We start from the raw sequence: 12,355 nt of genomic DNA, 5'->3' as shown, positions 1-12,355 counted from the left end.
AAATCCCCTGCGCCGATGGCCACCAAGCTTGTCGAGGCCCCGGTGCGAGAACAAATGAATCCACATGAAAGGAAATACAGGCCTTACCTAAAACTTCCTTCACTTAGCTGAAAGCCGCGTGTTAGGTGGGTCGCTGCAGGCTGCCGAGGTTTGCAACCCCACTCCCTCGGAGGTTTTCGGCATGCTCGGGCTGGTCAAGACCGCACTGCTCAAGCCCTACACGTTCATCGTGCTGGCGATATTCATCTGCATCATCGGGCCCCTGGCGGCCCTGCGTACCCCCACCGACGTGTTCCCGGATATCGGCATCCCGGTGGTGGCGGTGGTCTGGCAGTACAACGGCCTGTCGCCGGACGCCATGGCCGGGCGGGTGATCTACACCTACGAGCGCTCCCTGAGCACCACGGTCAACGACATCGAGCACATCGAGTCGCAGTCGCTGCCGGGCATGGGCATCGTCAAGATCTTCTTCCAGCCCGGGGTCGATATCCGCACCGCCAACGCCCAGGTGACCGCGGTGTCACAAACCGTGCTCAAGCAGATGCCGCCGGGCATCACCCCGCCGCTGATCCTCAACTACAGCGCCTCGACGGTGCCGATCCTGCAGATGGCGTTTTCCAGCCCGACCCTGTCGGAGGCGAAGATCCGCGACCTGGTGCAGAACAACATCCGCCTGCCCCTGAGCTCCCTGCCCGGCCTGGCCATGCCCACCCCCATGGGCGGCAAGCAGCGCCAGATCACCCTCGACCTGGACCCGCAAGCCCTGGCCGCCAAGGGCCTGTCGGCCCAGGACGTGGGCAATGCCCTGGCGGCGCAGAACCAGATCATCCCGGTGGGCACCGCCAAGCTGGGCAGCGATGAATACACGGTGCTGTTGAACAACAGCCCGACCGCCATCGAGGAGCTCAACGACCTGCCGATCAAGACCGTGGACGGCGCGCTGATCACCATCGGCCAGGTGGCCCACGTGCGCGACGGCTCGCCGCCGCAGACCAACATCGTGCGGGTCGACGGACGCCGCGCGGTGCTGATGCCGGCCCTGAAGAACGGCAATATCTCCACCCTGTCGATCGTCGACGGCATCCGCCAGATGCTGCCGCGCATCAATGAGACCCTGCCGCCAGCGCTGAAGACCTCACTGCTGGGGGACGCCTCGGTGTTCGTCAAGCAGTCGGTGGGCAGCGTGGCCCAGGAAGGCATCATCGCCGCCCTGCTGACCAGCGCGATGATCCTGCTGTTCCTCGGCAGCTGGCGCTCCACACTGATCATCGCCGCCTCGATTCCCCTGGCGGTGCTCTCGGCCATTGCCCTGCTGGCGCTCAGCGGCCAGACCCTCAACGTCATGACCCTGGGCGGCCTGGCCCTGGCGGTGGGGATCCTGGTGGACGATGCCACCGTGACCATCGAGAACATCAACTGGCACCTGGAACAGGGCAAGGCGGTCAAGCAGGCCATCCTCGACGGCGCCAAGCAGATCGTCGGCCCGGCCTTTGTCTCGCTGCTGTGCATCTGCATCGTCTTCGTGCCGATGTTCCTGTTGCAGGGCATCGCCGGCTACCTGTTCCGGCCCATGGCCCTGGCGGTGATCTTCGCCATGGCCAGCTCGTTCATCCTCTCGCGGACCCTGGTACCCACACTGGCCATGTACCTGCTCAAGCCGCACACGCCAGAAGCCGGCCCCGGGCACCACCCGGAAGATGCCTTCATCAACCACCACGAAGGCGAACAGCACGCCAAGCCACGCAATGCCCTGGTGCGCGGGCTATTGGCCTTTCAACAGGGTTTCGAGGCGCGTTTCTCCAGCGTGCGCGACACCTACCACGGCCTGCTGCACCTGGCCCTGGGCCGGCGCAAGACCTTCATCCTCGGCTTTCTTGCCTGCGTGCTAGCCTCCTTCGCCCTGCTGCCGAGCCTGGGCCAGGACTTCTTCCCCGCCACCGACGCCGGGGCCCTGGCCCTGCACGTGCGGCTGCCCCTGGGCACACGGATCGAGGAAAGCGCGGCGGCCTTCGACCGTATCGAAGGGCGCATTCGCGAGGTGATTCCGGCCGAGCAACTGGACAGCATCATCGACAACATCGGCATCCCCTTGAGCGGCATCGACATGGCCTACAGCAACAGCGGCACCATCGGCCCCCAGGACGGTGATATCCAGGTCACCCTCAAACCCGGCCACGCCCCCAGCGCCGACTATGTGAAACAGCTGCGTGAAGCCTTGCCGGAAAGCTTCCCCAGCAGCCAGTTCGCCTTCCTGCCGGCAGACATCAGCAGCCAGATCCTCAACTTCGGCGCCCCGGCCCCCCTGGACGTGAAAATCTCCGGGCCCGACGCCGCGGCCAACCGCGCCTTCGCCCTGCAACTGCAACGGCGCCTGCAGCATGTGCCGGGCATCGCCGACCTGCGCATCCAGCAGTCCACCGGCTACCCGTCCTTGCAGGTCAAGGTCGATCGCCTGCGGGCCAATGGCCTGGGCATCACCGAGCGCGACGTGACCAACAGCATGGTGGCGTCGCTGGCCGGCAGCTCCCAGGTGGCGCCGACCTTCTGGCTCAACCCGAAGAACGGCGTGTCCTATTCCATCGTCGCCGCCACCCCGCAATACCGCCTGGACAGCCTGCCGGCCCTGGAGGCGCTGCCGGTCACCGGCAGCAACGGCCAGTCGCAGATCCTCGGCGGCCTGGCGGACATCTCCCGGGTCGAGAGCCCGGCGGTGGTCAGCCACTACAACATCCAGCCCACACTGGATCTGTACGCCAACGTGCAGGGCCGCGACCTCGGCGCCGTGGCCCACGACATGCAAAAGGTCCTGGACGACGCTGCGGCCCTGCGGCCCAAGGGCGCCACGGTCAGCCTGCACGGGCAGATCGACGCCCTGCACGAAGCCTTCAGCGGCCTGAGCCTGGGCCTGCTGGGTGCGGTGGTGCTGATCTACCTGCTGATCGTGGTCAACTTCCAGTCCTGGGTCGATCCGTTCGTGATCATCACCGCGCTGCCGGCAGCCCTGGCCGGGATCGTGTGGATGCTGTTCTTGAGTGGCACCTCGCTGTCGGTGCCGGCGCTGACCGGGGCCATCCTGTGCATGGGGGTGGCCACCGCCAACTCGATCCTGGTGGTGAGTTTTTGCCGCGAGCGCCTGGCGGAACACGGCGATGCCCTCAAGGCCGCGCTGGAAGCCGGCTACACGCGCTTTCGCCCGGTGTGCATGACCGCCCTGGCGATGATCATCGGCATGCTGCCCCTGGCCCTGTCCGAGGAACAGAACGCCCCACTGGGCCGCGCGGTGATCGGCGGGCTGATCCTCGCCACCGTGGCCACCCTGATCTTTGTCCCCGTGGTCTTCAGCCTGGTCCACGGCCGCCGTCCCCAATCCGCTGTTGCTGGAGAAAACACCCATGTCGCCTGATCACACCCCTTCGCGCAAACGCCTGATGCTGCTGGGCATCGGCGGCCTGAGCCTGGCTGCCCTGCTGGTGGCCAGCGGCCTGGCCGCGCGCACCCGGCATGAACGGGCCGTCGTTGCCTGGACCGAGACCGCTGCCGTGCCGCAGGTGCTGGTGTTCCAGCCGCAGCACAACGTGCTGGGCGACACCCTGCGCCTGCCGGCGCACCTGGAGGCCTGGAGCAAGGCGCCGATCCATGCCCGGGTCAGCGGCTACCTCAAGGACTGGACCCAGGACATAGGCACCCACGTGGCCGCCGGGCAGGTACTGGCCCATATCGACAGCCCCGACCTGGACCAGCAAGTGGCCCAGGCCCGGGCGCGGATGATCCAGCAGCAAGCCAATGCCCGGCTGGCCCAGACCACCGCCGAGCGCTGGCAGAACCTCTTGGCCAGCCACTCGGTATCGCGCCAGGAAGCCGATGAAAAGACTTCCAACGCAGCCGCCGCCAAAGCCAATGCCGAGGCGGCCGCCGCCGACTATGCGCGGCTCTCGGCGCTGGAGGACTACAAGACCATTCGTGCGCCGTTCGCCGGCACCATCACCGCCCGCCACACCGATATCGGCCAGTTGATCAAGGCCGACAACGACAGCGACCCGGAGCTGTTCGACCTGGCGGACACCCACAAACTGCGGCTCTACGTGCCGATTCCGCAGAACTACGCCAGCGTGATCCGCCCCGGCCTGCACGCGCAACTGACCGTGCCCGAGCACCCTGGCCAGCACTTCAGCGCGCAACTGCTGGGCGACTCCACCGCCATCGACCCACGCTCCGGCACCCTGCTGGCGCAGTTCGTCGCCGCCAACCCGGACGGCGCGCTGATGCCCGGCGACTATGCCGAAGCCACACTGGCCATCCCTGCCGACACCCACGGTGTGAGCATCCCCGCCAGCGCCCTGATCTTCCGCGCCCAGGGCACCCAGGTGGCGGTGATCGACGGTTCCCGCCACGTACACCTGCGCAGCATCCATATTGGCCTGGACCTGGGCGAGCGGCTGGTGATCGACCAGGGCCTGCAAGCGACCGACCAGGTCATCGACAACCCGCCGGACGCCCTGCGTGAAGGCGACCTGGTGCAACTGGCGGACGCGGGAGGCGAACATGCGCCCAAGGCTTAAGCCCCTCGCCGCCCTGCTGTTGCTGGCCCTGCACGGCTGCTCCCTGGCGCCCCACTACCAGGTGCCGCCCATCGACCTGCCGGCGCAGTATCGCGAACAGAACGCCGACGGCCCCTGGCACCCGGCCGCCACGCCCCAGATGATCGCCGAGCAATGGTGGCTGTTGTACCAGGACCCGCGTCTCAACGACCTGCAACAGCGCCTGCTCCAGGCCAACCCGGACCTCGCCGCGGCCTTGGCTCACTATGACGGCGCCCAGGCCTACGCCAGCCAGCTGCAGGCCGGGCTGTTCCCGCAGATCAGCGCCAGCGCCCAACCGTTGCGCCAGCGTCAGTCGGACAACCGCCCGCTGCGCGGCAGCACCCAGCCTTCGGTATACAACAGCAACACCGCCGGTTTTGCCCTGGGCTTGGACCTCGACCTCTGGGGGCGGATTCGCAATCAAGCGGCGGCCGGAGACGCCCAGGCCCAAGCCTCCGGCGACGACTTGGCAGCGGCGCGCCTGAGCCTGCAAAAACAATTGGCGAGCCTGTATGTGCAACTCAATGGCCTGGACGCCCAGAGCCGCATCCTCAGCCACTCCCTGGAGGATTACGCCCAGGCCCTGCAACTGACCCGCGACCGCTACCAGGGGCAGATCGCCTCGGAACTGGACCTGACCCGGGCCCAGAGCCAACTGGCCAGCGCCGAAGCCGAACTGGACGAAGTGCGCGCCCAGCGCAACCTCACCGAACACGCCATCGGCGAACTGGTGGGCGAGCCGGCCAGCCAATTCCACCTCTCGCCCTCTGCGCAACTCTTGAGCCTGCCGAGCATTCCCCGGCAGCTGCCCAGCACCCTGCTGCAACGAAGGCCGGACATTGCCGCCGCCGAACGCCGTGTGTACGCCGCCAATGCCGGCATCGGTATCGCCCGCGCCGCCTGGTATCCGGATTTCAGCCTGACCGGCATGCTCGGTGGCCAGACCCAGGGCGTGGGCAACCTGCTGGCGGCGGGCAATCGCTATTGGGCCCTGGGGCCGTTGGTGAACCTGCCGATTTTTGACGGCGGGCGGCTGAGCGCCAATGAGCGCCAGGCCCACGCCGAGTTCGAAGAAGCCGCCGCCCATTACCGTGGGCAAGTGCTGCGGGCGGTGCGCGAGGTGGAGGATAACCTGGGGCAACTGCGGGATTTGCGCCAGGAAGCGCTGGACCAACAGGCGGCGGTGAATGCTGCCGAGCACACGCAGACCTTGGCCATGAACAGCTATCAGGCAGGTGCCGTCAGCTACCTGGATGTGGTGACGGCGCAGACCGCAGCCTTGCAGGCGCAACGGGGGTTGCAGGCGGTGCAGACAAGGGAGCTGCAGGCCAGTGTGGGGTTGGTGGTGGCGTTGGGTGGGGGGTGGAACGGGTGAGTTTTTGAGGAGGGTGTACATATCCGTTGCTGCGGGTGTGGCGGATATTGGTTCCGCTCTTACAGCGGCTCACTTTTGAAAAGCGCAAAAGTAAGCAAAACGCTCTGCCCCTCCACTCGGTGCCTCGCCTAGGCTCGGCATGTCCTCACTCCGGCATTGATCCGTGGGCCGCCGCCACAGGCCATCCATGGCCTGGGGCGGCTAACCCGGCATCCCTGCCGGGTTACCCACGGCTCAATGCCTGCGTTCGGCCATCGTGGTTAACGGGGCGTTCAGATCAAGATCAAAATCAAGAGCGCGACGGCGGCCTGCCGGCCGGCCTGGAGCTGGAGCTGGAGCGGCGTGTAGCGCCCCCCGTGTAGGAGCTGGCTTGCCAGCGAAAGCGTCCGCCCAGGCGCTGCATGTCTCACGGGCCCTTTCGCCGGCAAGCCGGCTCCTACGAAAAGCGCGTAAAACGCGCTTGGCTTTTGCTTTTGATCTTGATCTTGATCTTCAGGCCCCTTCCCAGCCGGCCGAGCGTAGGCGTTGCGTAGGGGGCAGCTCGGCAGGGATGCCGAGCTAGCCGCCACCCGGCCAGGGATGGCCGGTTGGCGGCGGCCCCCGGAGCAATGCCGAAGTGAGGGAACCCCGAGCCTTAGCGAGGGGCCCATGGAGGGGCAAGCGTTTTTGGTTCCTTTTTAGGCGTTTGTAAAAAGGGACTCGCCGTAAGGGCGAAACCATAAGTGGCCACACCCGCAGCAACGGATATGTCCCCTATCAAAACCCAACCACACCCACCACACCGAACACCCGGTGTTCTACCTCGACACCGAAGCCCCCTTGAGCGACCTGGCCAGCCCCTACAAAAGCCTGCGTACCTGCAAACGATCAAATGTGGCAACTGCTCAGGCCGTTCTTCTCCAGGTAACGCTGGTGCGCTTCATCCGCCAGGTCGAAGCGGCCCAAGGGCACGATCACCGTGGCCACGGGTTTGTTGAGGCGGCCGGAGTCTTGCAGGGCGGTCTTGGCCGCCCTCGCCTGTTCGGCTTGCGCGGCGTTGGTGTGGAAGATCGCCGAGCGATATTTCACACCGCCATGCTCGCCCTGGCGATCCACCGAGGTGGGATCGTGCAAGCCCCAGAAGTGTTCGATCAGGGTCGAATACGCCAGCACCTGAGGGTCGAAATCCACCTGCACCACTTCAATCTGCAAGGCTTCATCCGCCGCTTCCACGGCGTAGCCGACGCGGCTGTCCACGACCCCAGGCAGCGCCCGGAACGCGGCTTCCGCACCCCAGAAACACCCGGCGCCGAAGGTCGCCTGTTCGAGGCTGTTCACCGGCGCCCCACTCATTGCGCCACTCCCACTTTCTCGCCGCTGGCACCCAGCCAGCCATCAACGATCTGCGGGTGCGCCGCGACCCATTCCTTGGCCGCCTGCGCCGCCGGTTGCTGTTCCTTTTCGATCTTGAGAATCAGGTCGTTCAGGGCCTGAGGTTCGATGCTGAAGTTCTCCAGGAACGCGGCAATTCGCGGTGCGCGTTTTTGCAGGGCGCTGGACGCCAGGACATACACCCGGGCATCCGGGTAGGCGCAGGTGATCTTGCTCTTGCTCAGCCAGTCGGCATCCACCGTGGGGCTGATGAATTTCCAGCAGCCGTCGGCCTTGTACAGCGGGTCGCCCTTCTTGTTGTCCTGGGCGTAGCCGTCGAACGCCGGTTCATCCAGGCGGCGCAGGTCGAAGGCGGAGAAGATCCAGTCCGGGGTGTAGGCGTAGAAGACCACGCCGCGTTGGGCCTTGTAGGCCGCGGCCAGCTTGGCGTAGGTCACCGAGGCTTCGGTGGACACCGATTCGAATTTGTCGGCAAAGCCGAAATCCTTGGCCTTGATCTCGCCGATGTAGGTCGATTCCCAACCCGCCGGGCCCACCAGCAGTTGCGCCTTGCCGCCGCCCAGGGGTTCGAAGAGTTTCGCCACTTCGGGCTTTTGCAGGTCGTAGACCGACTTCACGCCGTATTTGTCTTGCAGGTAGCCGGGGATGTAGAAGCCCTGCACCCCCAGGTACGGCTGCTTGTTGGGCACCAGCGAGCGAGTGCCGCCGGTGACGTATTTGGCCCAGGCGGCGGACTGGTTGGGCAGCCAGATATCGGTCAGCACGTCCACCGAGCCGTCGCCCTTGGCGGCGGCAGCGAACAGCACCGGCACGTCACCGGCGAGGTAGGAAACCTCGCCGTCGAGGCGGCTCTTGATCACTTCGCCAAGGATGTTCTGGATGGCGATGGCGCCGGTCCAGTTCTGCTCGCCAATGACGATCTTGTCCTTGGCCAGCACCGGCAGGGACAACCCCAACAGCAGCGCGGCAGCGCCAAGGGTACGGGTAAACGACTTGTTCAAGGGACACCTCATGATTGATGCAATGTGCGATCCCGCTGGCGCAGGGTCGCTTGAATGATGCGGTCGGGAATCAGCGCGCAGAACACGATCGCGGCGCCGGCCAGCATGCCCTCGCCGCCCTTGATGTTGCGCAGCGCGGTCATCACGTCGTAGCCCAGGCCGCCGGCGCCGATCAGCGCCGCCACCACCACCATCGACAGGCTCATCACCAGGGTCTGGTTGATCCCCAGCAGCAAGGAGCCCGCAGCCAGGGGCAGTTCGACCTTGGTCAGGATCTGCCACGGCGTGGCGCCGTGGGCCAGGGCCGCCTCGACGGCGGTCTTGGGCACTTCCTGAATCCCCAGGGCGGTGAGGCGGATCATCGGCGCCAGGGCGAAGATCACCGTGGCGATCACCGCCGGGGTCTTGCCCACCGAGAAGAACGCCACCGCCGGGATCAGGTACACGAAGGTGGGCAAGGTCTGCATCACGTCCAGGAGCGGAGTGATCAGGCGCCGGGCCAGGGCGCGCTTGGCCAGGAGGATGCCGGCGGGTACGCCGATCAACAGCGAGATCAGCACCGAGGAGCCCACCAGGGCCAGGGTGGCGATGGTCCGTTCCCAGAAGCCGAACAGGCCGATGTAGAGCAAGGCCGCGGCACTGGTCAGGGCCAGGGCGGCGCCGGCGCTGCGCCAGGCCAGCAGCACCAGGGCCAGGGCCGGCACCGGCCAGGGCAGCCAGCCCAGCAGGCTTTCGATGCTTTCGATCACCGTGCGCACGGCGACTATCACGCCGACGAAGGTGCTTTCGAACGTCACCTGGGACCAGGCAATCAGTTGATCGATGGCCGCGGCGGTGCCCAGCAGCACTTGCCGGTCGGCGGGAAATTGCAGCCAGGGGCCAGAGGCATCGGTGGCCAACACCCGCCACAGCACCAGGGCCTGGGACAGCAGCAACACCAGCCACGGCAGACGCCAGTCCGAACGCCCCAGGCGGCTGGGGCGGCGGGCCAGGGCCAGGCTCAACAGGCGGCTGAGCAGCAAGCCGATGAGCGCCAGGGCGGCCCAGGCGAAACTGGCCGTGGCCAGCCCTTGCCCCAAGGCTGCGGCCGCCCCCAGTTCCAGGGCGAAGCCCAGCCAGTACAGGCCACCGCGACCGCTGGCGGCCAGGGCGGCGGGCCCCAGCAGCAGGGCCTGGGCAGAGGACAGTCCGGGGTTGACCGGCGCCGGGGTCGTCGCGCTCTTGCGCGGGGCAATCGTCGCCACCGGCGTGGCGCTGCGGGCGCCGTGTTCCTGGAAGAAGTCCGCCACTTCGGCATCCGCCGGCTGCTTCAGCAATTCCTCGGGCGTGCCGACCTGAATCAGCTGGCCGTGGCGCAGCACGGCGATGCGGTCCGCCAGGCGCAGGGCTTCCGCCGGGTCGTGGGTCACCAGCAAGGTGGTGATGCCGCGCTCGCGCACCACCTGCAGAAAGTGGCTTTGCAGGTCGCGGCGGATGGTCGGGTCCAGGGCGCTGAAGGGTTCGTCCATCAGCAGGATGTCCGGCTCGCTGACCAGGGCCCGGGCCAGGCCGACCCGCTGCTGCATGCCGCCGGACAGCTCATGGGGGTAGTGATCGCCCCAGCCTTCCAGGCCCATTGCCTGCAGTTGCACGTCGGCTGCGGCATGGCGCAGGGCCTCAGGCTCGCCGCGCAGTTCCAGGGGCAAGGCGACGTTGTCGCGCACGCTGCGATGGGGCAGCAGGCCGAAGTGCTGGAACACCATGCCGATGCGCCGCGAACGCAGGGTGCGCAGTTCCCTGGCCGAAAGCTGGCTGATGGCCGAACCGTCGATCAGCACTTCGCCGCTGCTGGGCTCGATCAACCGGTTGATATGGCGCAGCAAGGTGGACTTGCCGCTGCCGGAGGTGCCCATCAGGCACAGCACTTCTCCACGGCGCACCTTGAGGCTGACCTGCTCAACCGCAGGCGGAGCGGACGGGCCACGGCGGCGGGCGTAGTGCTTGGTCAGGTGGCGCAATTCCAGCACCACGTCGGCGTTAACCGCGGGCGGGCTGATTGAGGCAGGGACGGCAAAGGCCTCTTGGGGGTGAACGGCAGACACGGGAACTCCTGACGCCGGGCGCGGGATGGCGTAACCGGCGGTGAACAAGAAAAAGGGGGGGCCTGTTCGCCGGCAAGCCGGCTCCTACAAGCGAAAGCGACCTAACGACCCACTACAAGGATTTGGGGCTCCACAACTGCACGGCCCGGGCATCCACTGGCTTGGGCAACAGCTTTTCCTGGTAGAAGGCATCGGCGATTTTCTGCTGCTCGCCCAGGGCGTCGGGCTTGACCGCTTCTACCTTGTAGGTGCGGCGGCTGTTGGCCAGTTCCACCGTCGGCACATCCAGGTTGCCCCACAGCGGGCCCAGCAGTTTTGCCGCCTCGGCCGGGTGCGCCTTGACCCAGGTGCCGGTCTTCTGCAACTCGGCGAACACTTGCTGCAGCACCTCGGGATGGGCCTTGGCGTAGTCGTTGGAAGCCAGGTAGTAACGGCGATAGCTGGCCAGCCCCTGGCCGTCGTGCAGCACCCGCGCGCCCTGCTGGCGCTGGGCGCTGGCGACAAAGGGTTCCCAGGTGACCCAGGCATCGACCTTGGCGGTTTCCAGCGCCGCGCGGCCATCGGCCGGGGTCAGGTACACCGGCTGGATATCGGCGAAGCTCAAGCCCGCTTCGCGCAAGGCGGCGATCAGCAGGTAGTGGCTGCCGGCGGCCTTGGTCACGGCGATGCGCTTGCCCTTGAGGTCGGCCAGGGACTTGAGCGGCGAATCCTTGGGAATGACGATGGACTGGGCCGCCGGGGAGGGAGTTTCGCTGGCGAAATAGGTCAGCTGGGCCCCGGCGGCCTGGGCGAAGACCGGTACCGTGTCGGCGACATCGGCGCTGATATCGACATTGCCCACATTCAGCGATTCCGCCAACGGCAGGCCACTGGTGAACTCGTGCCAGGTGATGTTGACGCCCTGCCCCGCCAGCTGTTTTTCCAGGGTGCCCTGGGCCTTGAGCAAGGCCAGCAGGGTCGAGGATTTCTGATAGCCGATGCGCAGGTCGGTATCGGCCTGGGCATTGAGGGCCATGCCCAGCGCCAGGCCGGCCAGGGCGGTGATCGACAAGCTACGACGCAAAGCAAAGGGCAGGCGCATGGGGGCGAACCTTCTGGGAGACAGGAAAGTCGCTAAAAGCTAATCGATCTAACAAATCTAAAATAAATACTTTTTAGGAATTAGCTTAGGTTCGGCTGGCAGCTCTATCTCGGCCCTGCCCCCTACGCCCGTGCCGGGCGTGCGCAGCCTGCGGCAGCGGCTACAAAAACCCAGCTCGCCACGGACCCTGTAGCCGCTGCCGAGCCCGCGAGGCTGCGAAAGGTCGGGCCGCGTTCGGTACGCAGGGCCTTGCTTCTTGGCTACCGACCGCACGGTGTCGAGCCGCCGAACTTTGTAGCCCGCAGGCAGAAGAAACTGTCCTTTTTCAGGGTCATCGGCGCCACTGCGCAGGGCAGCAAGGCCTGGTTGACCTCGATCGACAGCTGTTCGCCCTGCAACTCGCGCGGGCCCAGGTCGATGATGCACAGGCCTTCGCCGCTACGCCGCGAGAAGCCAACTGCCTGAATGGGCCGGTTGTCCAGCTTCAGCAGCAGAGGGTTTTGCGCAGGCGAAGCACATGCCATCAGGCTGGGGTGACTGGCCCTGATCCATACATGGCCGTCATCGTCCGACGCGGAAAACAACGGGATGAAGAACAGCGATAAAAGTTGATGGGAGGCGTGGGTCTCCACGTTCACATAGAGTGGGCTGCCCCCGCAGGCCAGTTGGAACGCCGTGCCTTTGTCGAAACCGACAACGCTTGCGTCTTGCCAGCCGCCCGGACTGTCGGCCTTCCAGTCGTGGCCCCATTTGTAATCGATACAACCGCCGAGACTCAGAGCCAGGGCCAGGCAGAGCACCATCCTGTGCATATTCGGCATCCCATGGGAAAAGTTCGCCAGTGTACGCCAGGCAAAGCCCACCAC

General features: G+C 66.2%; 8 protein-coding genes. 3 read left to right on the top strand and 5 right to left on the bottom strand.

Features of this window, described 5'->3' with window-relative positions; translation table 11 throughout:
• Positions 1-181 precede the first annotated feature (181 nt).
• From AC1RMG_RS03065 to AC1RMG_RS03055, 3 genes are read left to right on the top strand one after another with little or no spacing between them, the layout of a single operon-like run.
• A complete protein-coding gene (locus AC1RMG_RS03065; protein WP_493168293.1) occupies positions 182-3,403 on the top strand; it encodes an efflux RND transporter permease subunit in 3,222 nt (1,073 codons plus the stop codon).
• The gene (locus AC1RMG_RS03060) at positions 3,393-4,559 is read left to right on the top strand and encodes an efflux RND transporter periplasmic adaptor subunit (RefSeq protein WP_265578205.1); all 1,167 of its coding nucleotides are present in this window, start codon (positions 3,393-3,395) and stop codon (positions 4,557-4,559) included. Before AC1RMG_RS03065 ends, AC1RMG_RS03060 begins: the two co-directional genes overlap by 11 nt.
• Positions 4,543-5,955: an efflux transporter outer membrane subunit gene (locus tag AC1RMG_RS03055; protein WP_493168288.1), complete on the top strand. Its 1,413-nt coding sequence runs from the start codon at positions 4,543-4,545 to the stop codon at positions 5,953-5,955. The genes AC1RMG_RS03060 and AC1RMG_RS03055 overlap by 17 nt, the downstream gene beginning before the upstream one ends.
• Positions 5,956-6,822: 867 nt before the next feature.
• Here AC1RMG_RS03055 and msrA read toward each other — a convergent pair.
• The 5 genes from msrA to AC1RMG_RS03030 all read right to left on the bottom strand — a co-directional run bounded on the left by msrA (position 6,823) and on the right by AC1RMG_RS03030 (position 12,352).
• Complete coding sequence (gene msrA / locus AC1RMG_RS03050; protein WP_186355466.1) at positions 6,823-7,287, bottom strand: peptide-methionine (S)-S-oxide reductase MsrA; 465 nt, start codon at positions 7,285-7,287, stop codon at positions 6,823-6,825.
• Positions 7,284-8,339 (bottom strand): ABC transporter substrate-binding protein, encoded by a 1,056-nt coding sequence (locus AC1RMG_RS03045; protein ID WP_065363813.1) that lies wholly within the window; start codon positions 8,337-8,339, stop codon positions 7,284-7,286. The genes msrA and AC1RMG_RS03045 overlap by 4 nt, the downstream gene beginning before the upstream one ends.
• Positions 8,336-10,408: an ATP-binding cassette domain-containing protein gene (locus AC1RMG_RS03040; RefSeq protein ID WP_493168286.1), complete on the bottom strand. Its 2,073-nt coding sequence runs from the start codon at positions 10,406-10,408 to the stop codon at positions 8,336-8,338. Before AC1RMG_RS03040 ends, AC1RMG_RS03045 begins: the two co-directional genes overlap by 4 nt.
• A gap of 112 nt (positions 10,409-10,520) precedes the next feature.
• A complete protein-coding gene (locus tag AC1RMG_RS03035) occupies positions 10,521-11,489 on the bottom strand; it encodes an aliphatic sulfonate ABC transporter substrate-binding protein (RefSeq protein WP_019093858.1) in 969 nt (322 codons plus the stop codon).
• A gap of 260 nt (positions 11,490-11,749) precedes the next feature.
• Entirely contained in the window at positions 11,750-12,352 is a 603-nt protein-coding gene (locus tag AC1RMG_RS03030) for a hypothetical protein (RefSeq protein WP_011060847.1), read from the bottom strand.
• Between the last annotated feature and the right edge of the window lie 3 nt (positions 12,353-12,355).

It is taken from the genome of Pseudomonas sp. GW822-FHT04H02 (assembly GCF_058800645.1).
The sequence above is the reverse complement of the archived record's forward strand: the minus strand, read 5'-3'. Positions and strand labels throughout refer to the sequence as shown.